This window comes from Arcobacter sp. YIC-80 (assembly GCF_044841725.1).
In the GTDB taxonomy this organism is placed as follows: Bacteria; Campylobacterota; Campylobacteria; order Campylobacterales; family Arcobacteraceae; genus Arcobacter_B.
In genome coordinates this window covers 516140-541405 of sequence record NZ_JBJBSI010000001.1, presented here as the reverse complement: position 1 = coordinate 541405, position 25266 = coordinate 516140, and the positions used below count along the sequence as shown (strand labels likewise).

The following is a 25266-nucleotide window of genomic DNA, read 5'->3' as shown; positions in this document are numbered from 1 at the left end:
TATTCAATATAATTACTATATAATAATATATAAATTGTATAAAGGTTTTTATGCTTACAACCCAAAATAATCCAGATTTTTTTAATGTTCTTACAGGTGCAAACGCTCATATAGTTGAGGCTTCAATAATAAGACTTTACTCTTCTTTGTATGGGAATGATTTTATTGTAGATGAAGTAATAGGTCGAAAAAAAGCAAGAGATATTATATACTCAGTTCTTCAAGAAAACCCTTGGCAAAATGATAATACTGATTCGAACTTTGACAATGAAAAAGATAAAGCTTCATATATTTTAAGAAGACTAAAAGATTGTGGTTGGATTGATTTTGTTATGGATAGAGCTTTATTAATCAAAACTTTTAATTTTACTAAAAATGGCAAAAAATTTGCTCAAACTTTATATTCAGCAAGTGATGAAGAGAATATTTCAACAAGACAAAGAAATGTAAGAGCTACAAAAGCCTCTTTAGAATCCTATAAAAAATCAGATGATCCAGCTGATTTAATTGATGCTATAAATTTCTCAAAATATATAGTTTCAGATTTAACTGATAATATAAATGATGTAAGGGAAGAAAAAAATCTTCTTATGAAGCTTGCCATGGAAGATGTAAAAGTTGCAGGTGGGAAGTTTATAGATTTTGTAAAAGAAAAGTTTGCTTCTGATATTGCTGTAAAGTTTGGTAAGGATTCAGCAAATAGATATATCTTAGATATTGAAGATATTGTAAGAGATTTAAGTATTGAAGGCTTAGAAAAAAGACAAAGAAAATTATTGGCTCATTTTCCTATGTACAAAAATAATCCAAATGCTTTAAAAAACATTTTAGATGCAATTGATTTTAGACTTAAAAATGCTTGTGATACGAAACTTCCTTTACTAAAGAGGGAAGTATCTTCCTATGTTCAAAGAGGAACTGTAATCTTTCGACAAACAAACTCTTTATTTTTTAACAAAAACAAAGAAATAAATGAAGTTGCTAAAATTATAAAAACTAAAAACAAGCAAGAAAAAGAGAAACTTTTAGAAGATATAGGAAAAGCAGTAAAATTCCCAAATCTAAAAATCTTAAATCTTTCAAATGTAAAAATCAGAAGAAAAGCTAAAAAAAATGAAATAGTAAGTTTTCTATCACCTGAGCTTACTATGCCAAAAGAAGCTTATATAAAAAGTACTTTTGAACAACAAAAACATTTAGCATTTTCATTTTCTCAAAAAGAAATAGATGAGTTTTTAAATAAGCACTTCAAAGATGCAAATAAAACAAAAATATCAAATAATGCATTTGAAATAAATAGTGTAAAGGATTTACTTATTTCTTTATATGCAAGTGACATAATCAAACATGATAATGAAAAGTTTGAAGTAAGATATACAAAAAATAGAAGTAAAAACATATATTTTGAAACAGATGAATATATAATCACAAAAAAGGAAAATAGTGGCAAGTAGTATTTATAATGAATTTGTAGAGCTTATAAATGAAGCAGGACTTGATTTAGAAGATTTTCAAGATATCACATCATATCTTTTAGAAAATGGTGTGATTTGTAGAGAAGATTCGCAAAAAGAAGAAAAGTATTATGATAATTTTTTAAGATTAGAAAGTATTGTTAAAGACTATTTAAATCTTATAAATATAAATGTAGTACATGATGAAGATTTATTATCAATACGACTTTATGCTCCTGGTTCTGATTTTCCCCAATCTTATTTGGATGATGATATAAAATCAAATATGTCAATGTCTTTAAGTAGTGAAGAAAGTGCATATTTAATAGCTTTGGCAATTTTATATAATCAAAAATTCAATGAAGGACAAATAGAAGATGATGCAAGTGTAGAAGTAGAACTTGAAGAGTTTAATACAGCTTTAGCTTCATATCTTTCATATAGTGCAAATGAAAATAAATCTATAAGAGATGAGGCTTTAAGAACATTAAGAAGACTAAAGGTTCTAAACTATGCAAAAGGAGTTTTTGAAAGTGAAGACGCTCCTTTGATTATAAGACCATATATCAAACAAGTTATTTTACCTGATATGCTAAAACCTTTTTTAGAAGAAACAAAAACAGTAGAAGATAAGGATATCTCAAATGAAAATGAATAAATTAATTCTTGCTAATTGGTCAAATATTCCAAATAGAGAGTATGATTTATCTGATTTAGTTTTTTTAACAGGTGAAACAGGTGTAGGTAAAAGTACTATGCTTGATGCAATTCAAACTTTGATGACAGCTTCAAAAAATGGAATTGTAAAATACAATGCAGGGCAAGATGAAGCTCAAAATAAAAAGAGAAATAAAGAGTATAGAACTCTTCAAGGTTATTTTGCAGGTGAAGATAGATTTAAGTTTTCAAGACCAACTGGTTGTAGAAGTACTATTGCTTTGACTTTTCAAAACTCACCTAAAGAAGAAGAGGCTTGTTTTTCTGCTTTGATTACGGGAAGTGTAGATTTTGAAGAATCAAAGGGTGAAAAAAAACCAAAACTTGATAGTTTAAAGTTTTATATTATTAGAAATATCCAACTTGTAAAAGAAGATTTTTCAAATGAGAAAGGGCAGTTATTAAATCATACAGATTTATATAAAAGTCTTTGTAATAAATATGACAAAGACAATGTGATTCATTGTACAGATAAGATTGATTATTTAAATACTTTATATGGCACTTTATGGGGAAGATTAAAAACTATATCTTCACGGTCTACAAAAGCTGCAAAGGCTTTTGCTAATTTTATTCATGCAAGACCAGTTGAAAATATCAATAGTTTTGTAAGAAATGAGTTTTTATCTCCAAAAAATATGAAAGAAGAAGTAAACTCTTTATCAAATACTATTAGATCCTTAGATAAGTTAAAAAAAGATGCAAGAGAAATTGAAGACTCAATAGAGGTTTTAAATAAGTTAGACTCAAAGCTTTATGCTTTGGTTAAAAAATGGCAAGTTCTAGGGGAAGAGCATTTTACTTTTTGTCATTATGATGTTTTAAAACAGAAAAATAAAATTATACAAGATGAAAAAAAGTATGAAAAACTTGAAAAACAAATCAAAAAATCCCAAAGAGCCTTAACTAAGCTAGATGAAGAACAAAAAAGTTTAGATGAAAAACTTATTGATTTAAATATCTCAAAACAAAGCAATGACAAGGTAAAAGAACTTGAAAGTTTAGAGTTTAAACTTGATGAAGCACGAAAAAATTTCAATACAGCTTTTTCAAATAGCATGAGGCTTGTTGGAAAAATTGAGAGTATATCAAATGATATAAATATGGTTTTCAAAAATCCAGAACAGTTTGAAGAACTTTGTATTTTGTTATCTGAATTTAAAGTACTTTTAGAAGAGTTTGTTAATAACTCTTTTAATACATATTTTATAAATAGTAATATCGATACATCTGATATAAACTATGAAATCACGAACTTTAGAGTTATGCTTGAAAAATTAGAAGATAGTTATACAAGTTTAGTTGAATCTTTTGAGTTTAAAGAACAAAAAGAAAAACTAGAAGATGAGTATAAAAACTTTATTGTAAAAAATAATGACTTAGATGAAAAAATAACTACTTTAAAAAGTGAGATTAAGACACTAGAAGAAACAAGATATTATTGTCCTCAACATATTCAAAACTCAGTTGAAAACCTAAGAAAACTCCTTCCAAAAGCCAATGTTCATTTACTTTATGAATTTATTGAGCTTAAAGATGAAGCTTGGAGAGAAGCTATAGAAGGTTATATAGCAAACAATAGGTTTGCAGTAATTGTATCAAGCCAATATGAAAGTCAAGCTATAGAAATTGTAAAACAACATGATTTAAAACTTAAGATTATTCAAGGTAAAAAGGTTCTTGAGGAACTATCTTTTAGAGGAAAAGCTGTACATGAAGACTCTATAGTTAATCTACTTGATGTATCAGATGAAAAAGCCTTAGCATATTTGATTTGTACATATTCAGAAGTTTTACAAGTAAATGACGCTTCTATTTTACCTATGATAAAAAGAGGAATTACACAAGATTGTAAGGCTGCTAGTTCTAATTTACTTTTTACTTGTAAGTTAAAAGATCAAAGATTTATTTTTGGACAAGAAGCCCAAAGAAGAACTCTTATGAAAATGAAAGATGAGTTAGAACTTTTAGAAAATGACTCGGATTTGATTACAAGTAAAATTGATATTTTAAATAAAGTAAAAAGAGTATTATCAACACTAAAAAGTGAGAATAAACTAGTAAATCTTGAAGATATTTCAAATATTTCTTACAATCATAAGATTTATCATGAAACAAAAGAGTTAAAAGCTTTAATAGATACTTCTGATTATGATGAAATAATAAAACAAATTCAAGAGTGTAATAAAAGAAAAGAGAGTATAAAGTACGAAATAAATGCTCTAAATCAAGAACTAGGAGCTAATACTAGGTCTTTAAATGAAAAAAATAGAGTAGAGCAAACAAATCAAAAAGATTTAGAAGATAAAATCAAAAAACTAGATGCTTCAAGATATATGTTTCAAATAATTTATAATAAATTAGTAGTAGAAACTAATATTGGTTTTGAAAATTATGAACAAAATATCTTAGATAAAATCGATATAAAAAATGATTATAATTTATCTGAAAATATTTCTGAGAGTTTAAAGAAATTACATCACAATTTTGATAACTATTTTACAAGTCAAAATCTACTTGGGAAAGTAGCTTTACCTAAGCCTTTGAGTTTTGATGAGCTTATAATTTGTGAAGAGCATTTTAATGAATTACTTACTTTTAGAAAAGATTTACTTGAAAAAATCGATGTTAAAAATAACTCTTTAACTTTTAAATATAAAAAAGATATTGAAAGTGCAGATAAGCAGTTTAAAAATATTTTTCTAAATGACTTTTGTAATGCTATTTATTCAAATATAAGACAAGGTGAGAATTCTATTGATAGGTTAAATGAAACTCTTAGAAAGCATAAGTTTGGAAATGAAACATACAAGATTAGAAGGTTTCCTGCTGATGAAGAGTTGAAGCAGTATGAAGAGTATTTTAAAGCAATTCATGAAACAAAAACTAATTTAGATGAAAACTCACTTTTTGAGGCTTTAGATAAGCAAGGCTTTGAACATATTTCAAAAGCACTTCTTGATAAGTTTATGGATAATGAAAAGCATATAAATGAGCTTATTAGAATTTCTGATTATAGAAACTATAACAATTATGATATTTACCAAGAAATAGATGGAAATAGTATTTCTTTAAGTAGAAATGGTAAAAATTCAGGTGGTCAAGGTGAAACTTCATACTATATAATCAGATCAATAAACCTACAATCTGCTTTAAAACCTTTTGAACCTGCAATTAGTTCTTTGGAGTCAATTATTATTGATGAGAGTTTTTTAAAATCAAATGAAAAAAGATCAAAAGAGATTTTAAGTTACTTAAATGAGAGTTTAGGTTTCCAAGTAATATGTGCAATGCCTACAAAAAATGTAGGAACTTTCTATGAAATAGAATCTACAAACTATCACTTTGTTCATCATCCAGGAAAATCAAACCCTTTAAGTGAACTTGATTATACAACTTACGCAGAGTTTAAAGTAAGAAATAATTCTATGGTGAAAAAGCTATTTGAAGAGGAAGAAAAAGACTTATTTGAAATAGCAAAACAAAAAGCAGAAAAAGTATATGAACAATAATCTTCTAAAAGCTTTTGAGAATCCACATATATCAAAAATACTAAATGAAGTTTTAGATAAGTTTGATAAACAAGCAAAAAGAGCAAATAAAATCTCTTTTGTTTTAAATGATAAAAACTTTTTAGCTTTATATTTTCCTACTGAATTTAATGAAGATATTGATTTAGAATTTGATATAAAAGTTTTATTAGACAATGATATTTTTGAATTGAAAAATGCATCAAAAAAAGATGAATTTTTACCTTTAGTTGAAAAAAGAAATGCTAAATTAATTTTCAAAAATGAAAAAGAGGATTTACTAAGAGAGATTTATAAAAGACCAAAACTAAAGTCTCAAAAACAATTATGGAGTGAAGAGTTAAAAAACTATTTTAAAGAAAATAGTAGATTGTTTGAAATTTTAGAAAAGTCACCTTTTTTTATAGAGAAAAAAACAAATAAAGAAGTTTTAGAAAAGCTGAAAGTTTGGGTAGAAACTAGGGATAAAACAAAACTTCAAAGACATGAATCAGCCAAATGTTTTTGGGGTATGTCAAAAATATTTGATAATAAAACAGATTTCTGTGAATATTTTGATTTAAAAGAAAAACCAGTCCTTCTTCAAGTTTTTGGAAAAAGTGTTAGTGCTTCAAAAATCCTTTTTATAGAAAACTTAGAAACTTTTACATCTTGTATAGAAAGCAAAAATAAAATTTTTGATGAGTGTATTTTAATAAATGCCCATGGGTATAAAGCCACAGCTAAAAGATTAAGAGTAAAAGATGGCTCAAAACTCTTTTTTAATAATGGTTGTAAATTAAACAAAGAAACAAAAGATGATTTTATATCTTGGTTTTATAGTAATCAAAATGATAAAGAGGTTTATTTTTGGGGAGATTTAGATTTTGAGGGTATTTCAATACTTGAAAAGCTTCAAAGAAACTTTACTTCTTTAAAAGCTTTTATTCCTGCTTATGATTTGATGATAAAAGAAGCTTTAGACGGAAACTCACACTTTTGTGAAGATACAAATAAACAAAATCAAAAGTTAGTTACAAGCACTTTATGTAAGTATACAAATGATGAGTTGATTCCATTTTTAAAAGAGAAAAAGCTATTTTTAGATCAAGAATTTGTTGATATTGGTAGTATATAAAAAGCCTTAATTCTTCTTATATAAAAGTTTAAAATACTCTTCTCTTGGTATTTCATAAGCTCCAAGGCTTGCTAAGTGGTCATTATGTACTTGGCAGTCAATTAGTCTTATATCATTTTCTTTGGCTTGTTGGCACAAGTGATAAAAAGCAACTTTAGAAGCATCACTTACTTTAGCGAACATACTCTCTCCACAAAACACATCATCAATTAAAACCCCATACAAACCACCAACTAACTCATCATCTAAATAAGTCTCAATAGAGTAGGCATAACCTAATTTATATAGATTTGTATAAGCTTGAATAAAATCATCATTTATCCACGTATCATCTTCATGTTTTCTTTTTGCTTGGGCACAGTTTTTTATAACTTCTTCAAAGTTTTCATTTGTTTTTATTATAAAGCCTTTATTTTTTATGGATTTTTTTAGGCTTTTTGATACTTTCATTTCATTTGGGTAAAGTATCATTCTTTTATTTGGACTATACCAATGTATATGATTGTATTCATCTATAAACCAAGGAAAAAGTCCATTTGAGTAAGCATTTATAAGTCTTTGAGGATGAAAGTCACCGCCCACAGCAACTAAATCATCCTTCATCATGCTTAGTGTTGGAAACTCATAATTGTTTAAATCTAGTAAGTATATTCCATATTCTTTGTCTAATAGTTCCATTTATTTTAGCACTCATCCTTTTTAGTTACTGTCCAGTTTTTATATTTTGGGTTGTTTTTTATATTATCAATTTCTTTTTGACTTAAATCTAAGTATTTCATCATTTTACCATCCCAAATAATACAAGGAAATTTCTCTTCTTCTTTAAAAAACTCTTTGATTTTTTCAAACATTATATATCCTTTAAAAATTCAATTATATATTAGTTTTTTTAAAAAATAATAAACCAAAGTGTAAGTTGGAAGCTGATAAGATAAATTATTACTAAAATCCAAAAAAATAAAGAACTTATGAAGTTAAAACAAGAATTATATATCATTTTTGAAAATCCACGAAAACATAAATATGGAACGATTATACAAGTAGCAATATTTTTAAATATTTTTATAAGTATTGCCGTTTTATTTTTACAAACTGAAAAAAGTTTATCTCAATATTTTAATATCTTAAGTACGATAAACTTTATAAATGTAGTGCTTTTTAGTATAGAATATCTTTTAAGAGTTTATAGTATTTCCTATAAAGCTAAAATAGTAAAATACCTATTTAGACCTTATATGATTATTGATTTAATAGCGATTTTGCCTTTTTATTTGTCTATGTTTAATCTTGATTTTGGATTTTTAAGAGCTTTACGAATTTTAAGAATATTTAAACTATTTAGATTGGCAAAATTTGGTGAATTTGATAATTTAATAAGTTCAATTATAAAAGAGAAAAAAGAAGAGTTTTTATTTATTACAGTAGTGCTTTTTGTATTACTTTTAACTATCACTCCTTTGGTTTACTATTTTGAAAAAGATGCTCAACCTGAGGTTTTTACAAGTATGATTACTGCTATGTGGTGGGCTGTTATTACTTTTACAACTGTAGGATATGGAGATATGTATCCAGTTACTGTTATGGGTAGAATTTTGACTACAATAGTAAGTTTTTTAGGAATAGCATTTTATGCAATTCCTGGCAGTATTTTTACATCTGCATTGTTAGAGAAAATAAATGAAAAAAAACATAATAAAAAAAGAGAAAAAGATGATTGATTATAATAATAAAATTACAATACATAGGCAAATGTATCCAATAAAAGATATAAATAATTCTTTTGAAAGTGATAGGGGAAGAATTTTATCAGCCCCTGCTTTAAGAAGATTACAGAAAAAAACACAAGTTTTTCCTTTGGAGTTAAATGCAGCTGTAAGAAGTAGACTTACTCACTCCCTTGAAGTTTCTCAAACATCAAGATATATAGCAAAAACTATTATAAAAAAACTTGATAAAAAACATGGTTTAGATGAATTAGGTGATGCTTTTGTTTCAACTGCTGAAATGACTAGTTTACTTCATGATATAGGTAATCCTCCTTTTGGACATTTTGCAGAAGTTGCTATAAATGATTGGATGAGAAATAAAGGTGTAAAGCTTCTTGATGATTTAGTTGATGTAGAAGAAGAAAATCAAGAGTTTAAAGAAATGTTAGTGGAAGATATTTGTAATTTTGATGGAAATGCCCAAGCTATAAGAGTTGTAACTAAACTTCAAAGATTAAATCTATCTTATACTCAAATAGCAGCAATTTTAAAATACTCAAGAGCAGCTTATGAAAAAAGACCATCCAAAGACCATCCATATAGTTATCTTATGAAAAAACCTGGATTTTACTATTCTGAAAAAGATATAGTAAAAGAAATATGTGAGACTTTAAATATAAAAAAAGGTTGTAGATTTCCAATAACTTATATCATGGAAGCTGCTGATGATATATCATATTTAAATGCAGATATGGAAGATGCAGTTGATAAAGGGATATTAAAATTTGAAGATGTTTATAGACTTATAAAAGAGCATTGTGAGAAAATAGGGGAGACTTATTTACATGATTTAGTTGAAGGCTTTTATAAAAAAGCAAAAGAGAATGAAGATGAACCTTATCAATTCAATCTTTTCTTAACTTTAACAAGAGCAAAACTTACTCATGCTTTAGTTGAACATGTATCAGATATTTATGTTCAAAATCATGAAAAAATCTTTAATGGTGAATTTAATGATGCTCTTTTAGAGTTTGATAAAAATAGTAAATATACAAAAGCTATTAATATTTTACAAGAAATATCTGTTAAGTATATTTATAGTAATAAGGATAAACAAACTTTAGAATTAAAAGGGCATAAGATATTAAGTTCACTACTTGATATATATACACCCTTATTAAAATTATCAAATACTGAATTTTTTGATTTAATTAGTGATAAAAATATTCCTTGTTTTCTTTCTCAGAGGTTAGTAAAGCGGTTATCTTCAAAACATATAGTAGCTTATAAAAATAGTTTAGATGATATAGAACATAGTAAAAATAGTGATAAATATAAGCTAGAAGAGTGGTATTTAAGGGCAAGACTACTTATTGACTATATCTCAGGTATGACAGATGATTTTGCTCTTGATGAATATAAAACATTAAATGCTTTAAAGTAACTAACCACTTTTAAGTTGCTTTTAAGTTAAAAAGATGTTATAATTACATTATCCGAAACAATATGGAGGTGTAAATGACGAAGGATTATCATTCTTAGTATTGTTGTAACAAACTTAAAATAATAAACATTCACTACATAGTGATTAAGATAAACAAAGATTGTTTATTCTTAAACTTGATAATATCAAAAAGGGGAAAAAGTTCAATCTTTTTCCCCTTTTTTGTTTTATGAAAGAATTCCTAATTTATTTAAAAATAGTATTATAATTGCGATTGGTACAATATATCTAATTAATATATACCAAATATTAAAAATAGTTTCATTTGTATGTTTAGTAAACTTTTCTTTTAACATATCTTTATCAACAAAATATCCTAAGAAAATACAAGTTAAAATAGCTGCCAATGGCATCATAATTGATGAAGTCATAAAGTCCATCCAATCAAAAGCATTTTTCCCAAAAAATGTTAATTCAGCCCCATAAGCTTTTGACATTGAAAGTAATGCAACTATTCCTAAACCGTAAAAAATTGAACCACAAAGAATAGTAGCTTTTCTTCTTGTAAAGCCAAATCTCTCAATAAAGAACTTTAAAGATGGTTCAATCATAGATACAGCAGAAGTTATTCCTGCAAATACTAAAGCTACAAAAAATGAAATAGCAATAACTTGACCTAAAACTCCCCATCCTGAAAAGATTACAGGAAGTGATATAAATACTAATCCAGGCCCAGCAGCACTTGGAGCTCCAGCTTCAAAAAGAAATGAGAAAATTATAAGACCTGCTACAATAGCGATAGTTGTATCAACAACTGCTACATAAAATGAAGATTTTACAAAGTTTGCTTCTTTTGGTAATGATGCAGAATAAGTCATAATAGTACCAACCCCAAGTGACAATGTGAAGAAAGCTTGACCTAGGGCAGCTAAAAGAGCATCACCATTTATTTTACTAAAGTCAGGGCTAAACATAAATGACACAGCTTGTGAAAATGAATCTAATGTTAAAGCGTAGATAAGTAATCCAGCTAAGATAAGACCTAAAAGAGGCATTAAGATTAAATTGATTTTTTCAATTCCTGCTTTTACACCTTTTAATACAATAAAAATAACAGAACCAGCAATAAGTGTATGATAAACTATTAAATTTCCAATATCATCACTAATAAGCTTCTCAAATGCAGCTCCTGCAACACTTGCTTCTGTTGGCAATGCTGAAAATGAAGTAATAACATAATCTAAAATCCATCCTAATACAACTGAATAAAATGATAAGATTAATAATCCACTTATAATCATAAAACCTGCAAACTTCCAATTTTCATTTTTAGACTTTGAAGTCTTAACAAATGAAGTTGCTACATCTGATTGTGCATTTTGTCCAATAACTGCTTCTGCTAAGAATACTGTTAAACCAATAAATAAAATGGCAAGAAGGTATACAAGTACGAATGCTCCCCCACCATACTCTCCTGTAACATAAGGAAATTTCCATATATTACCAAGACCAACAGCTGAACCCGCAGCTGCTAGAATAAATCCAATTCTAGAAAATTTGTTCAAGCTAAAACCCTTTAAAAAATTTTATGTAATTATAGTGAAATTAAATGAAACTTAAATGAAATAAAAAAGAATTTATAAATATTAACTGTTATATAGTAATAAAATATGTGTTTGATTTATATAATATTAACATTTCAAGATATATAATATGTTATATTGTTTGTTACTTAAAAACTAAATTAACTTAAAGTAGGAATAAATGAAAAAAATTATAACTTTTGGAACTTTTGATATCTTTCATTATGGACATTTAAAGATACTTGAAAGGGCAGCAAAACATGCAGATGAGTTGATTGTTGGTGTTTCTTCTGATAACCTTAATTTTAGTAAAAAAGGAAGAAAACCTATTTACTCACAAGATGAAAGAATGAAAATAGTTTCTTCTTTGGATTTTGTTACAGAAGTATTTTTAGAAGAGTCATTGGAATTGAAAAGAGAATATTTACTTAAACACAATGCTGATTGTTTGATTATGGGATGTGACTGGACAGGCAAGTTTGATGAGTTTAAAGATATTTGTGAAGTTATGTATCTTCCTAGAACTCCTGATATTTCAACTACAGAAATAATAGAAAAAATTAAAACATTATAAGAGGTAAATTTGAATTATAAGAATTGTAAAGTAATAGTATATTTTTGTGGAGGGATTAATTCCTACTACCAAATAAAACAATGGCAAATGCCTTTTGAAGAGTTAGATAAAAAAGAAAAGGTTTTATACGTCATAACAGATTATGAAGTTTATAATAAGTATATAAATGATGAACAAAGTATTGAAGTTGTTTATATAGAATCTTTTACTAATTTAATTGAATTTTATGATTTAAATGAGTTTGCTGTTATATTGTATATAAATAATTCTCTTAGAAATTTTCAATCTTTAAGATATAGTAGAGCTTATCATATCCATTTAAATCATGGAGAAAGTGAAAAAGAGTCTATGCGCTCTAATCAATCACAGGCTTATGATTATGTATTTACAGTAGGGCAAAGAGGTGTTGATAGATACAAAGAGTATTTACTTAATTTTAATGCAGACAAATTTATTCAAGTTGGACGACCACAACTTGATTATATAAATCAAATGAAAATCAAAAAAAGCGAAAATCAAAAAGTGATTTTGTATGCCCCTACTTGGGAGGCTACACATCCTTCAATGAACTATACCTCAGTTGTAAAGTATGGTTTGTTTTTAGTAAATACTATCTTAGAAAATGATAATTATATTCTGATTTATAAACCTCATTCTGCTTTAGGTACGAGATGTGAGAAAGCACAAATTGCTCATGATGAAATCAAGAAAATAGTAAATAGTTCTCAAAAAGCTCATTATATGGAAGAGGAAAATATAAATGATGTATTCACTTTAGTGGATTTTGCTTTTTTTGATAATACTTCTGTGATGATTGATTATTTGCATACTAATAAAGCTGCTGCATATTTAGAAATACTTGAAGATCAAAGTATAAATGAATTAGCGAAAGCTTTTAAAACAATAAATGATGAAAATTTTGAAAACCTTGGTGATATTTTAACAAATGAATTAACAATCGATTCAAATAAAGAAAAAAGAAAAAAAGTTAAAGAGTATTATTTAGGTGTATATAAAAAAGGTGAAAGTACACAAACTTTTATAAATAAAATTTCTGAATATATTATTCAAAGAAACAGTCTTATTAAAAATATAAAAAAATAAAAGGAATACAATGAGTAAAGATATTAACTATATTTCAAAAGAAGCAAAAGTTGGTAAAAATACAGTGTTAAATGCACCAGTTAGGCTTGTAGGAACTGCAAATGTTAAGCATTCTTGTAATGTTGGAAATTATACTTTTATAAATAGTGGAACAACACTTTTCCCAGGAACTAAAATGGGTAAATACTGTTCAATTGGAAAAAATTGTGAATTAGGTGCTTTTGATCATCCTACAACATGGCTTAGCTCTTCTGCTATACAATATAATTTAAAATTGCATTTTCCAGATTATATTGATGATTTTGAACAAAAAAAGATTGTAAGACCAAAAGAGACTATTTTTGGAAATGATGTTTGGGTTGGTTCTTTAGCCGTAGTAAAAAGAGGCTTAACAATAGGAAATGGAGCAATAGTAGCTGGTGGTTCAGTTGTTGTAAAAGATGTACCCCCTTATGCTATAGTAGGAGGTGTCCCTGCAAAAGTTTTAAAATACAGATTTGATGAAGAAACAATTCAAAGATTAGAAAAAGTTCAATGGTGGGATATGAAAGTAGAGGACTTAAAGGATATATCTTTTGATGATATAGAAAAAGCCTTAGATGAATTAGAGTCAAGAAAATAGTTTTATTATTTATATGTATTGTAACTTATATCTTAATTTAGATTTTTAAGTACAATACGTATTTCTTTTCTTATTTCATCTATGCTCTTAATTATTCTATTAGTTGCTTGTCTATCATTTTTCATTAAAGACCAATTTTTTTCCCAAATTTTTAATAAATTTTCAACAGCTTTATTTTTTTCTTTAAAAGATATAATACTTAAGTCTTGAATTATTCCAACTTTTACCCATCCTATTCTAGGGTTTCCAATTTTGTCATCTTTTTCATAGTGTGAGGCATAAACTATTTGTTCTAAGTTTGCTAATTCTTTTAGCATTTCAAAACTAGAAGTTCTAATATTACTATTTATTTCTGTTTGTTCTAATCTATATACATTATATGAAAAACCAACAAGAGTTAAAAGTATAGATAGTATTGAAGTAATTTGATAAATCTTAAGTCTTTTTTTTATTGAAGTTATTCTCATAATAAAACCTTTTTAGTTTATTATGAGAATATTGTATAGTAAGTTTGTAAAAACTTTGTTTATTAATATGTGTTAGTAGAACCTAAAACTTTATCTAATGTATATTTTAAATCTTCGTCTAAATCCATGTTTGACTTCATCCAGTTTAAATAACCTGAATCCTCTTTTGCTACTTCTGCTATATCTTTACCTTTGTGTTTACCAAATTTAAAAGTTTTTATATAAACAGGAGTTTTTGTAAGTTCTACTAATTTTTCCATGGGATTATAGTCTGGATAAACTTCTCTACACTTAGCTACAAGTTTTGTTAAGAAAAGTTTCATTACTAATACATCACCAATCGCATCGTGTGCTTTGATTGTTATATTATGTCTTGCTGCTTCTTCTTGTTCTGTTTTGTATAGTTCAAGGGCATATCTTAAATATTGTAGTCTATGATAAGGCATTTGTGGAAATAAATGTTTTGCACATCTTAAAGTATCAATAATTTTATATTGATTTTTAAAGCCTTCTTTTTCTATCATTCCCATATCAAAAGCAATATTATGGGCAATTAAATAGTTCTCGTGAGAGTTTAGTTCTTCTAATCTTTTGTAAAAAGTAGTTTCAGTTGCTACTGGCTTACCTTCAATTAAATCAGGGGTGATATTATGAACTTCCATAGCTTCTATTTTTATTTCAATATCACTATGACAAAACTCATCATAAGCTTCAATTTGTCCTCTTTGGTCAACTATCATAGCTCCAAATTGAATTACTCTATCTTCTTCTTGGTTTCCTGTTGTTTCTGTATCAAATAACACATAATGTGGCATATTGTATTTCCTTTATAATATATTCAAATTTTTAGATTATTAACATACCATCACCATAAGAATAAAATCTATATTTTTCTTTTATGGCTGTATTGTATATTTCAAGTGTTTTTTCTAAACCTACAAATGATGCAATTAGCATAATAAGTGTAGATTTTGGAAGGTGGAAGTTTGTAAGTAGATGATTTACTTTTATAGGCTCATTTGAGGGATTCAAAAATAAGTCACATTCACCTTGTATTTTATTTGTCCTTGCATAATATTCAACTGTTCTAGTAACAGTTGTACCAACTGCTAAAACACTTTTTGCTTTATCTAAAGCTTCTTTAGCTTTAGTTCCTATTTCAAAATACTCACTATGCATAGGGTGTTCTAAAATATCATCTGCATCTACAGGCTTAAAAGTACCAGCACCTACATGAAGTGTGAGGTAATTTACATCAAATTTGTTATTTATTTTTTGAAGTAACTCTTCTGTAAAGTGAAGTGAAGCTGTAGGTGCTGCTACTGCTCCATAGTTTTTGGCAAAAAGTGTTTGATAATCTTTTTCATCTTCTTGATTATCTTCTCTATTCATATAAGGAGGTAGAGGTAAATGTCCTATTTCATTTAAGATATTTACTAATTCTAAAAAGTCTATTTTTTCACCATTTTTAGTAAATTTTACAATCCTACTTCCATCTTCATTTAGTTCTAGTACTTGAGCTTGTAAGTCTTTATCAAAAAAAATCTCAGTTCCTACTTTTACTCTTCCTCTTGTCATAACAAGATATCTATCCATAAATAAAGGTTTATTTAAAAGAAGTTCAACTTTTCCACCTGATTCTTTTTTCCCATATATTCTAGCTTTGATTACTTTTGTATCATTTAAAAATACAGAAATATTATTAGGTAAAAAGTTCATTAGATTTTTAAAAGTTGTATGAGTTATAGTGTCAGTTTTTCTATCATAAACTAAAAGCCTAGCAGAGTCTGCTGGGCTTACAGGTTTTGTTGCTATGAGTTCATTTGGTAAATTATAGTCATAGCTTGAAGTTTTTAATGGGTCAAGCATATATTTTACTCTTCCTCCTCTTCTTCTTTTGGCGCAGGGTTAAATATTTTTGCTATATAAATAGATACACCATAAAGTATAATTAATGGTCCTGCCATTAAGAATTGTGTTAATACATCAGGCGGAGTTAAAAGTGAAGCTAAAATAAAAATCAATACAACTGCATATTTAAAGAAATCTTTTAACATTTTATCATCAACTAAACCAATCTTAGCAAGGAAAAATGTAATTACAGGTAATTCAAATGCAATACCAAAACCAAATAATAATTTTGTAAAGAAACCTACATACTTACCAATACTTGGTAATACTGTAACAACAGCTGAACCGAAGTTTACAAGGAATTCAAAACCATAAGGAACAACAACCCAATAAGCAAATGCTGCACCACTTAAAAACATTAAAGTTGCAAAAAATACAAAAGGTACAACTAATTTTTTTTCATGATCATATAAACCAGGTGCTAAAAATAGCCACATTTGCCAAAAAATTACTGGTAATGAAAGTAAAAAACCAGAGAAGAAAGCTACTTTTAAAGCTGTAAAGAAAGTCTCTTGAATTTCAACTGCAACCATTTGTGAATTTGGTGGAAGAACTGCCTCTACAGGTACCATCATCCAACCTAAAATTGGTTCATAAAAGAAAAAACATCCAAAGAACATAACAATCAAACATGCTCCTGAAATCATTAACCTTTTTCTAAGATCCGCTATATGCGGTTTTAAATCATCTAACATTAAGCGTTATCCTCTTTTTTTTCATTTAAATCTACTTTAAATTTATTTGCAGCATTTTGCATAATCTCTTCATTGTTTTGCTCAACTGTTTTTTCTTCATTTACAGTTTCTTGTGAATTTTTTTCTTTCTTTTTCTTTTTTTTCTTGAAAGATACTTTTTCATCACTTGAAGAGTTTTCTTCAATACTTTGAGTTTCATTTTTTGATGAAGAATCAAGGTCATCATTTATTAACTTATCTAAACCTAAATCAACATGATTATTAAGATTTACACTTGACTTAGTATTTTCAATTTGTGCCTTGAATTTTTGAGCTTCTTCTTTCATCTCTTTTAAATTTAGCTCGCTATCAAGTGTAGATTTTGCATCTTCAACACCTGATTTAAACTTTTTCATAAATTTCGCTATTTCTACCATTGCTGTAGGTAGTTTATCGGGTCCTAGCGCAACAATTGCAATAATTGCAATTAGTAGTATTTCCATAAAGCCCATTCCAAACATAATATAACTCCAATGTATATTTAAGGTTAAGATTTTAACTAAAATTTGATAAAATCTAGCAAAATAACTGTAAACAATAAAAAGGATAATGATGAAAATAATAGTTTTACTAGTGATTGGGTTAATTCTATTTTTAATAGCAAGAAATTATAAAACAGAAAAATTTAAAAATATTAATTTAAATATAAAAGAGAAATTTGAAGGAGATTTATTATCTCATGAAGCAGGACTTTTAGTTGCTTTAATGGCAAAAGTAGCAAAAGCTGATGGAAAAGTATGTGAATTAGAAGCAGAACTTTTAAAGCATACATTAAATGATATTTCAAGACATTTTGAAAATCAAGAAGAAATAAGAGATAGATTAAAACAATTATACAATGAACAGAAAAAGAGTTTTAATAATACTATTAATATTTGTGAAAAATTATACAGCTTAACAAAATATGATTATACAAAGCGTGTTAAAATTATGGAGTATTTGTTAAATTTAGCTTTTATAGATAAAGATTTTTCAGATACAGAAAAAATGATTACAGAAGATATTGCTAACGCATTAAAAATCAAAAATAATGATTTTGAAAATCTTGTAAGTAATTTTAAAGCTTTTTATGAAAATACAGCTAAAAATGAGGCTTTTAGTATTGACAAAGCTTATGAACTTTTAGAATCTAGTGTTAATGATGATGATACTACTATTAAGAAAAACTATAGAAAACTTGTAAAGAAATATCATCCCGATATAGTTGCAGGGCAGGGAGCTTCTCAAAATATCATAGATGAAGCAACATCAAAACTACAAGAGATAAATGAAGCTTATGAACTAATCAAAAAAAATAGGGGAATTTAGTGTTTGGTTTTGATGACTCTTATGAAGTATGTAATTGTAAAAATGTTACAATTGATGATATAAAAAATGTAATAAATAATCAAAATGCTAAAACTTTAAGAGATCTTCAAGATATGACTAAAGCGGGTACTGAATGTAGACATTGTATTTTTCCTGAAGGAGATTTTGGAAAAATAAAAAAGAGTATTTATTGTAAACAAATTTTAAATGAACTGAAAAAGGATTAGTTTAATGGCAAGAAATTTCCATCACTCTTATGAGGTATGTAAATGTAAACATGTAACATTAGCTGAGTTAATACATTCTATAAAAGAAAGAGGAGCTAATACTTTAGAACAGATTGGGGAATTGACAGACGCTGGTACTTGTTGTAAATCTTGTAAAAGTCCAGAAGATGATATCGGTGCTGATAAAATGGAACTTTATTTAGTTGAAGTTTTAGAAAAATTTAAAAAGTAGTTGAATGAAAGAAGAATTAATACAAGAAATAAAAGAGCTTATAAAAACATCTAAAGAAGATAGTATAGAAATAAATCCAAACTATCTTGAGTATTTTGAACAAGAAGAATTAGAAGAGATTAAAAATCAACTTATGCAAAAAAAAGAAAAAGTAAATATTGATAATGCTGGTTATTTAGATGAACTTTATGAGAAAACAAAAAAAGATGAGTTATAATATATCTTCACAAAAGGATATGGATTGATAAATTGGGATAATGTAAAAGAACAATTAATTACTTTTTTACAAGATGAAGTAAAAAAAACAGGTTTAAAAAAAGTTACTGTAGGTTTATCAGGAGGCCTTGATTCAGCTGTTGTTGCTGTACTTTGTAAAGAGGCTTTTGGTGATAATTTGAATTGTGTTTTAATGCCATCACAATTTTCAAGTCAAAGTTCAACTGATCATGCGGTTGAATTATGCGAAAAGTTTGATATTAGATATGAAATTGTTTCTATAGCTCCTATGATAGAAGCTTTTATTGATAACATGGATGATGACAAATTAAGAATTGGAAATTTTAGTGCAAGAATGAGAATGTCAGTGCTTTATGATATTTCATCAAGAGAAAAATCAATTGTTGTTGGGACATCAAATAAAAGTGAGTTACTTTTAGGTTATGGGACTATTTTTGGAGATATTGCTTGTGCAGTTAATCCAATTGGTGAAATGTATAAAAGTGATGAATTTGAATTTGCTAAGTTTTTAGGTGTAACTGATGCAATAGTAAATAAAGCTCCAAGTGCAGACCTATGGGAAGGTCAAAGTGATGAAAATGAATTAGGTTATTCATATAAACAAATGGATGATGTACTAAAACCTATGGTTGATGAAAATAAATCAAAAAATGAACTAATAGTTTTAGGTTTTGATGAGAAATTAATAGATATGTTAGATTATAGAATAAAAGCAAATGCTTTTAAAGGTAAACTACCTACAATAGCAAAAATTAAGTGGAGTTAAATTTATGAAAAGAGAAGTTGCAATTTATAAAGCATCTTTAGATAATGAAGAGTTAAATCAAATTAGAAGTGTTTTAGAATCAAAAGATGATTTATCAAAAGTACTTGAGTTTGAAGAAAGTATAAAAGATTTTGTAGGAGCTAAATATGCTGTTGCTACTGCAACATCTACAGCTGCTGTTCACCTTGCTTTAAGTGCTATAAAACTTAAAAGAGGAGACAAAATTTTAATGTCTGTAAACTCTTTTGTTAACTTACCAGAATGTGTTAGACATTTTGATGCTGAACCTGTTTTTATTGATATTAATAAGGAAGATATGAATATTGATGTTGATAAATTTGAAAAAGCATTAGAAGAAAATAGTTCTAAAAAGTTAAGAGGGGCAATAATTACTTTTGTAGGTGGACAAACTCCTGATTTAGATAGAATTTATGATATCGCAAAAAAGTATGGAATTATTTTAATTGAAGACTGTAGATCTTCTTTAGGTGCTACTTATAAGGGTAAATCAGTAGGTAATTTAAGAGCTGATATGACTATCTTTTCTACAAACCCATCAAACTCTAAATATGCTATTTCAAGATCAGGAATTATTGTAACAAATAATGAGGATATTGCTAATAGAGCAAAACTTTTAAGAACACATGCTTTAACAACTACTTATGATAATTATGGAAACTTAGACTATGTATATGATGTTGTAGATATTGGACATAAATATGATTTATCTGAACTAGATGCAGCTTATGCTTTAGCTCAATTAAATAAAACTAAGAAATTTATCAAAAGAAGAAAAGAAATTGCAGCTTTATATGAAAAAAGATTAACTGGTGTGAAACACATCACAATTCCACCACATAAAGATGAGCATATTTTCACTCAATTTATAGTAAAAATATCAAGAAATAGAGATGCTTTTGCTAGGGCTTTAAAAGATAGAGGAGTTGCTACTGGACTTAACTATATTCCATTACATCTTTTATCTTATTATAAAACAAAATATTCTATTAAAATTACAGCATTTTCAAATGCACTTAATAACTATCAACAAATACTTTCCTTGCCAATGTATGCAGGTCTTACAGATGATGAAGTAAACTATGTTTGTGACCAAGTAATTGAAGTTGCATCTGAGTGGATATAAGCTAACTTGAAACAAAAACTTTATACATGGATAGAAGAATACCTCTTCTATCCAAATACTTTCCAAAAATTTATATCATTTTTATTATTACCGTTAACTTTTATTTATATGCTAATAATATTATTTAAAAGAGTAATGGCAAAAGAAATAAATTTGGGTATTCCTGTAGTATCTATAGGAAATATTATTGTAGGTGGAAGCGGTAAAACACCTATTACTATTAAACTTGCTTCCAAATATGAAAAAGTTTGTGTAGTTTTGAGAGGTTATGGAAGATCTTCAAAAGGCTTATATGTGGTTTCTCATAATGGTGAACTTTTAGAAGATGTGGAAACAGCAGGTGATGAAGCTATACTTTTAGCAAATTCTTTACCAAAAGCTACAATAATTGTAAGTGAGAATAGGGTAAAAGCGATACAAAAAGCAAAAGAGTTAGGTTGTAAAATAGTTTTTTTAGATGATGGGTTTTCTAAATATCATATAAAAAAATTTAATATCTTACTTAGACCAAAAAAAGAACCTACAAATATGTTTTGTTTGCCAAGTGGATGTTATAGAGAGCCTAAAGGTTTTTATTTTAATGCAGATTTAGAACTTAGAGAAGGTAAGGATTTTAAAAGAGTTATTACTTTTAAAAAGGCAAATAACTTAACTAAAGAAGTAAAACTTCCTTCAAAACTTTTATTGCTAACAGCTATTTCTAAACCAAAAAGATTATTAGAGTTTCTCCCAAAAGAAACTAAAATGGTGAGTTTTCCTGATCATTATTCTTTTACAAAAGAAGATATTAATAATATTTATCAACAGTATAAGGAATATAGTATTATTACAACAGGCAAAGACTTAGTAAAACTAAAAAAGTTTAATATAAAAGATTTATATTTGATGGATTTAGATATAAAATTTGATGAAAATATAGATTTTTCAATAATGCAAGAGTATATAAAATCAGATGAATAACATACATTATATAAATGATGAGCCTTTGGCTCATCTTGATAGTACAAGAAGATTAAATTCGTTTATTTGGAGAATAATGTATAAACGAGTTTGTAAAAATATTGACACTTCAATATTAAATATTAAAAATATTAAAAAAGTATTATTTAATAAAAATGGTTTAAACCAAATGAAAATAGAAGCTGCTTTGCCTTATGTAAGTATAAATAATGAAACTATGTGGTATTTAGCAGATGATCAAGAAGAGTATTATTTACCTTTAAGTATTAGTTTTACGGATTCTAATATGTTCTATGATATAGTTTTAATTGATGGTAAAATTGATATTAGAGTGAAAGATTTAAGAAAGAAAAGTCCTTATTTAAATCATAATCCTATTTTACTTTTAAGGGATTTAAAAAAAATACAAGCTAATTTTGAAGTATTACTTAATACTATTTAATTTTTCTTTTTTAAATTTTAAATAAGGCGTTATAATAGTATGGTTTCTTGCCATTTTAGAGAAATCTTCTTTTTTTGTAATCTTCTTAATAATCATCTCCATAGACTCTAGGTTTTTACTTTCTAGTTCTTCATCTAAGTTAGCATACTTATGTAATAGAGCATCTAAAGCAAAATGGTAATCATAGGCTAACTGTCCTTTATCATTTAGTACTTTTTTTATAAAAATCCAATTATCAAAAATTTTAGACCAAGATCTTTTTTGTTCACCTGTTTTACAAAGGTTCATAATAATGGCTTTGAATTTAAAAAGAGCAAAATAAGCTTGATGACTACTCCATAATTCTTGAATCCACCAGTCCTCATATTTAGGAAAACCTGTGAATTTTTTGATTTTTTCTTTTTTTTGATTTTCTTCTTTTTTATCTTCATTTGAAACAAAGTTATTTTGAATATTTTTTAATAAAACACTAAAATGTAATATAAGAATAGGGATTCTAAAATTTAATAGTTCTATTTCTTTTAGTTTTTCATCTTTACAATTTTTTAGATGGTTTTCAAAATCTTTTCTAATCTGACTTAATTCATCTTTTAGCTCTTTATGATCTCTTAGGTTTAATTCTAGGGATTTTTCTGCTACTTCAAACAGTTCATCGTCTTCAAAATTAACTTCTTGGGGAAGTTCATCTAAAATCATCATAGCTTCAAGTTTTTGATCATCACTTCTTTGATTATTGTTTTTTATTCTTAGATTTTGATTTTCAAAGTATTTTTTTCTTTTTATTGCTTCTTCAAGTTTCTCTTTTTCTTCAAGTTCTTTTAAATCTTGTTTTAAGAGTTCTTCATACATGGCTTTATGTTTAGTTAGTTTTTCTCTTGTTTCTTCTAAGGTTGATTCAGTTGAAGCTAGGGCTAAACGTGAAAGCCTATTTTCTCCTGCCTCATGATTTGATAATTGTTTTTGAAGTAAACTTACTCTTTTTTCTTCTTCTTTTATCATTTCTTCAAGGGCTATCATACTATTCATAAAGGCTCCAATATGTTAAAAAGCTTAGGTTTTTATATTATAGCTTAATTTAATTATTTTAAGAAAGTATTAATTAATAACTAAGGCATTGCCTTAGTTATTTTATAACATGTCCTACAAATTTTGACATATTATTTAAGATTTTTTCACCTCTTCTAAAACCTAAACCAGAAGCTTCATAAGCATAAAATACTCCTGCTTGATATGAGTTTCCTTGACTATCTGTTGGAAGTTCTACATATTCTTGATAAATAGCTTTGTGTCCTTCATAATCACCTTGTGTCTCTACATCTATACTTCCATCTTCATTTATGATTTTAGTATTTGCTCCTTCTCTACCAAAACATCTCTTTTCAACTTGTTTTTTACCTTGTAGTGGTTCAAAAGAAGTTTCAAGTAGAAGTGGGTGATTTGGATATAAATCCCAAAGAATTTTCATAAAGCCTTTTGATTGGAACATTAAAGTATAAGCAGGGTTGAAAATGATTGCTTTTTTTTCTTTAATGATTTCAGTTAAGATAAGTGCTAATTCACCTTCATCAATAGCTATATCTTCCCATGGAATAAGCTTAAACCAAAACTCAAATAGTTCATCTTCTTTGAAAATACCTTCATCATTAAATCCAACTTGGTCTATAAATTCAAAGTCTGTGTTAAAACCAGCTTCAGTTGCTATATGTTGTAGAAGTTTAGTTGTATTTTCGTCTTCTGGAAGTCCTGAAATAGATGTAAATAATATTTTCCATCCAAGTTTTGAATAGTATTCATCAAACTTTTCTAAGTCACTATCAAGTGTAATAATTCTTTTGAAGTTGTCTTTTAGTGCATCATATAGGTTGTTAAACTGGCTTGCTTCATCAAGTCCATTTTTCTTTAACATTGCCCATTGAATAATAGCTGTTTCAAAAAGTGAAGTTGGTGTATCTGCATTAAATTCGATAAGTTTAATAGGCTTATCATCAATACCACCTGCTAAATCAAATCTAGAATATAAATGCCAATGAACATCATTTTCCCATGACTCTTTTATCATTTCAACAAGATTAAAAGGTATATTTAATTCATGGAATAAATCATTTTCGACTACATACTCTCCAGCTTCACAAAACATATCATAAAGTTCATTTGTTGCTTCATAGTAAGCCTCTGCTTCTTCAGGAGTTATTTCTACTATTTCATCTGCTACATAAGAAGTATTATCTTCATCTGTATGCCATACAAATCCTATAGATTCTAAATATTCATCTGTTAATGGTTCTAGTTTTTGTAATTTCATTTATCATCCACCAAACGATCTTGAAGAACCAAATGAACTTTTAGAACTTGAACTAGATGATTTACTTCCAAAGAAACCACTTTTTTTACTTGAACTAGATGTTTTAGAACTAGTTGCATTTTTACTAAATGAGTTTTGCGATCTACTGTAAGTTTGAGGTGATTTATATTGAGCTTTTCTTTGATTTTGATAGTTTTGATTATTGAATAGTTTATTTCCTAACCAAGAACCAATCATAGCACCTGCAATAGAAGATAGTAAAACTCCTCCTAGTCCCATTCCACCATTAGACATTTCTGGATTTGTAAGAGGTGATGTACCTGCATCGATTTTTGCTTCTTCTTGTTTAACTAATTTATCTATTTCTTCTTTAGTTAGAATTCTTTCACTTCCATCAGGTTTTCTTAAAACGATTGTTGTTTTTGAAGCAGGAAATTCATCTGCAATAGCATATCTTCCATCAGTTGATTGTTCAATAACTACAAAGGCACCTTGCTTTTGAGAAGCTTGTGAAAATGCGTCACTTTGACCTTGTTGCTGGTTATTATTTCCACCATCACTACAACCTACAAGTCCTGTAACTAAAATAGCACCAAGTCCTCCAACCATAGCATAATCTGATATTTTTTTAATATGATTTCTTTTCTTCAAACTAGTAATCCTTTTATACTTATATAAAATAATA

The 25266-nt window shown here is 27.1% G+C and carries 28 protein-coding genes; 17 read left to right on the top strand and 11 right to left on the bottom strand.

All coding sequences use genetic code 11. The annotated features are described in order from the left end of the window. Nucleotides 1–50 precede the first annotated feature (50 nt). The 4 genes from ACH5BK_RS02515 to ACH5BK_RS02500 are packed head-to-tail and all read left to right on the top strand — an operon-like array spanning nt 51 to nt 6818. The gene (locus ACH5BK_RS02515; protein ID WP_404304231.1) at nt 51–1454 is read left to right on the top strand and encodes a Wadjet anti-phage system protein JetA family protein; all 1404 of its coding nucleotides are present in this window, start codon (nt 51–53) and stop codon (nt 1452–1454) included. Continuing rightward, complete coding sequence (locus tag ACH5BK_RS02510) at nt 1444–2112, top strand: DUF4194 domain-containing protein (RefSeq protein ID WP_404304230.1); 669 nt, start codon at nt 1444–1446, stop codon at nt 2110–2112. Before ACH5BK_RS02515 ends, ACH5BK_RS02510 begins: the two co-directional genes overlap by 11 nt. After that, on the top strand, nt 2099–5683 hold the full coding sequence (locus ACH5BK_RS02505) for an ATP-binding protein (protein WP_404304229.1): 3585 nt from the start codon (nt 2099–2101) through the stop codon (nt 5681–5683). Before ACH5BK_RS02510 ends, ACH5BK_RS02505 begins: the two co-directional genes overlap by 14 nt. Continuing rightward, nucleotides 5673–6818: a Wadjet anti-phage system protein JetD domain-containing protein gene (locus tag ACH5BK_RS02500; RefSeq protein ID WP_404304228.1), complete on the top strand. Its 1146-nt coding sequence runs from the start codon at nt 5673–5675 to the stop codon at nt 6816–6818. Before ACH5BK_RS02505 ends, ACH5BK_RS02500 begins: the two co-directional genes overlap by 11 nt. A gap of 6 nt (nt 6819–6824) precedes the next feature. On the opposite strand, the gene aat is transcribed toward ACH5BK_RS02500, so the two are convergent. Both aat and ACH5BK_RS02490 read right to left on the bottom strand, forming a co-directional pair. Beyond that, on the bottom strand, nt 6825–7496 hold the full coding sequence (gene aat, locus ACH5BK_RS02495) for a leucyl/phenylalanyl-tRNA--protein transferase (protein ID WP_404304227.1): 672 nt from the start codon (nt 7494–7496) through the stop codon (nt 6825–6827). Between the two features lie 5 nt (nt 7497–7501). Further along, nucleotides 7502–7669 (bottom strand): hypothetical protein, encoded by a 168-nt coding sequence (locus ACH5BK_RS02490; RefSeq protein ID WP_404304226.1) that lies wholly within the window; start codon nt 7667–7669, stop codon nt 7502–7504. 117 nt (nt 7670–7786) lie between these two features. Here ACH5BK_RS02490 and ACH5BK_RS02485 point away from each other — a divergent pair, with 117 nt between their 5' ends. Then, entirely contained in the window at nt 7787–8536 is a 750-nt protein-coding gene (locus ACH5BK_RS02485) for an ion transporter (RefSeq protein WP_404304225.1), read from the top strand. After that, nucleotides 8496–9968 (top strand): dGTPase, encoded by a 1473-nt coding sequence (gene dgt / locus ACH5BK_RS02480; protein ID WP_404304224.1) that lies wholly within the window; start codon nt 8496–8498, stop codon nt 9966–9968. Before ACH5BK_RS02485 ends, dgt begins: the two co-directional genes overlap by 41 nt. 227 nt (nt 9969–10195) lie before the next feature. Here the strand turns inward: dgt and ACH5BK_RS02475 are convergent, their stop codons facing one another. Then, a complete protein-coding gene (locus tag ACH5BK_RS02475; protein ID WP_404304223.1) occupies nt 10196–11533 on the bottom strand; it encodes a sodium-dependent transporter in 1338 nt (445 codons plus the stop codon). 199 nt (nt 11534–11732) lie between these two features. Between ACH5BK_RS02475 and ACH5BK_RS02470 the strand changes: the two genes are divergently transcribed. The 3 genes from ACH5BK_RS02470 to ACH5BK_RS02460 are packed head-to-tail and all read left to right on the top strand — an operon-like array spanning nt 11733 to nt 13851. Next, a complete protein-coding gene (locus ACH5BK_RS02470) occupies nt 11733–12125 on the top strand; it encodes an adenylyltransferase/cytidyltransferase family protein (protein ID WP_404304222.1) in 393 nt (130 codons plus the stop codon). A 9-nt stretch (nt 12126–12134) separates the two neighbouring features. Next, nucleotides 12135–13229, top strand: coding sequence for a CDP-glycerol glycerophosphotransferase family protein (locus ACH5BK_RS02465; RefSeq protein WP_404304221.1), 1095 nt, complete (start codon nt 12135–12137; stop codon nt 13227–13229). Nucleotides 13230–13239: 10 nt separating this feature from the next. Further along, a complete protein-coding gene (locus tag ACH5BK_RS02460) occupies nt 13240–13851 on the top strand; it encodes a CatB-related O-acetyltransferase (RefSeq protein WP_404304220.1) in 612 nt (203 codons plus the stop codon). 32 nt (nt 13852–13883) lie between these two features. Here ACH5BK_RS02460 and ACH5BK_RS02455 read toward each other — a convergent pair whose 3' ends face one another. From ACH5BK_RS02455 to tatB, 5 genes are all read right to left on the bottom strand, one after another. Next, on the bottom strand, nt 13884–14318 hold the full coding sequence (locus tag ACH5BK_RS02455) for a hypothetical protein (protein ID WP_404304219.1): 435 nt from the start codon (nt 14316–14318) through the stop codon (nt 13884–13886). 62 nt (nt 14319–14380) lie between these two features. Then, on the bottom strand, nt 14381–15133 hold the full coding sequence (locus ACH5BK_RS02450; RefSeq protein ID WP_404304218.1) for an exonuclease domain-containing protein: 753 nt from the start codon (nt 15131–15133) through the stop codon (nt 14381–14383). A gap of 31 nt (nt 15134–15164) precedes the next feature. After that, a complete protein-coding gene (gene queA / locus ACH5BK_RS02445; protein ID WP_404304217.1) occupies nt 15165–16187 on the bottom strand; it encodes a tRNA preQ1(34) S-adenosylmethionine ribosyltransferase-isomerase QueA in 1023 nt (340 codons plus the stop codon). Nucleotides 16188–16192: 5 nt separating this feature from the next. Beyond that, the gene (gene tatC / locus ACH5BK_RS02440; RefSeq protein ID WP_404304216.1) at nt 16193–16924 is read right to left on the bottom strand and encodes a twin-arginine translocase subunit TatC; all 732 of its coding nucleotides are present in this window, start codon (nt 16922–16924) and stop codon (nt 16193–16195) included. Continuing rightward, the gene (gene tatB / locus ACH5BK_RS02435; RefSeq protein ID WP_404304215.1) at nt 16924–17406 is read right to left on the bottom strand and encodes a Sec-independent protein translocase protein TatB; all 483 of its coding nucleotides are present in this window, start codon (nt 17404–17406) and stop codon (nt 16924–16926) included. The genes tatC and tatB overlap by 1 nt, the downstream gene beginning before the upstream one ends. Nucleotides 17407–17515: 109 nt before the next feature. Between tatB and ACH5BK_RS02430 the strand changes: the two genes are divergently transcribed. The 8 genes from ACH5BK_RS02430 to ACH5BK_RS02395 are packed head-to-tail and all read left to right on the top strand — an operon-like array spanning nt 17516 to nt 22279. Further along, nucleotides 17516–18271, top strand: coding sequence for a TerB family tellurite resistance protein (locus ACH5BK_RS02430; RefSeq protein ID WP_404304214.1), 756 nt, complete (start codon nt 17516–17518; stop codon nt 18269–18271). After that, nucleotides 18271–18498, top strand: a complete 228-nt coding sequence (locus ACH5BK_RS02425; RefSeq protein WP_404304213.1) for a (2Fe-2S)-binding protein — start codon at nt 18271–18273, stop codon at nt 18496–18498. The genes ACH5BK_RS02430 and ACH5BK_RS02425 overlap by 1 nt, the downstream gene beginning before the upstream one ends. A gap of 4 nt (nt 18499–18502) precedes the next feature. Next, nucleotides 18503–18730: a (2Fe-2S)-binding protein gene (locus tag ACH5BK_RS02420; RefSeq protein WP_404304212.1), complete on the top strand. Its 228-nt coding sequence runs from the start codon at nt 18503–18505 to the stop codon at nt 18728–18730. 4 nt (nt 18731–18734) lie between these two features. Beyond that, complete coding sequence (locus ACH5BK_RS02415; protein WP_404304211.1) at nt 18735–18947, top strand: hypothetical protein; 213 nt, start codon at nt 18735–18737, stop codon at nt 18945–18947. Between the two features lie 24 nt (nt 18948–18971). Further along, nucleotides 18972–19733 (top strand): NAD+ synthase, encoded by a 762-nt coding sequence (locus ACH5BK_RS02410; protein ID WP_404304210.1) that lies wholly within the window; start codon nt 18972–18974, stop codon nt 19731–19733. 4 nt (nt 19734–19737) lie between these two features. Then, entirely contained in the window at nt 19738–20877 is a 1140-nt protein-coding gene (locus ACH5BK_RS02405) for a DegT/DnrJ/EryC1/StrS family aminotransferase (RefSeq protein ID WP_404304209.1), read from the top strand. A gap of 6 nt (nt 20878–20883) precedes the next feature. Then, the gene (locus ACH5BK_RS02400) at nt 20884–21837 is read left to right on the top strand and encodes a tetraacyldisaccharide 4'-kinase (protein WP_404304208.1); all 954 of its coding nucleotides are present in this window, start codon (nt 20884–20886) and stop codon (nt 21835–21837) included. Further along, entirely contained in the window at nt 21830–22279 is a 450-nt protein-coding gene (locus ACH5BK_RS02395) for a hypothetical protein (protein WP_404304207.1), read from the top strand. The genes ACH5BK_RS02400 and ACH5BK_RS02395 overlap by 8 nt, the downstream gene beginning before the upstream one ends. Here the strand turns inward: ACH5BK_RS02395 and ACH5BK_RS02390 are convergent. The 3 genes from ACH5BK_RS02390 to ACH5BK_RS02380 all read right to left on the bottom strand — a co-directional run bounded on the left by ACH5BK_RS02390 (nt 22262) and on the right by ACH5BK_RS02380 (nt 25232). Beyond that, the gene (locus ACH5BK_RS02390; RefSeq protein WP_404304206.1) at nt 22262–23305 is read right to left on the bottom strand and encodes a hypothetical protein; all 1044 of its coding nucleotides are present in this window, start codon (nt 23303–23305) and stop codon (nt 22262–22264) included. The genes ACH5BK_RS02395 and ACH5BK_RS02390 overlap by 18 nt on opposite strands. A gap of 97 nt (nt 23306–23402) precedes the next feature. Further along, nucleotides 23403–24581 (bottom strand): glutathionylspermidine synthase family protein, encoded by a 1179-nt coding sequence (locus ACH5BK_RS02385; protein WP_404304205.1) that lies wholly within the window; start codon nt 24579–24581, stop codon nt 23403–23405. 3 nt (nt 24582–24584) lie between these two features. Continuing rightward, nucleotides 24585–25232, bottom strand: coding sequence for a UPF0323 family lipoprotein (locus tag ACH5BK_RS02380; RefSeq protein WP_404304204.1), 648 nt, complete (start codon nt 25230–25232; stop codon nt 24585–24587). Nucleotides 25233–25266 lie beyond the last annotated feature (34 nt).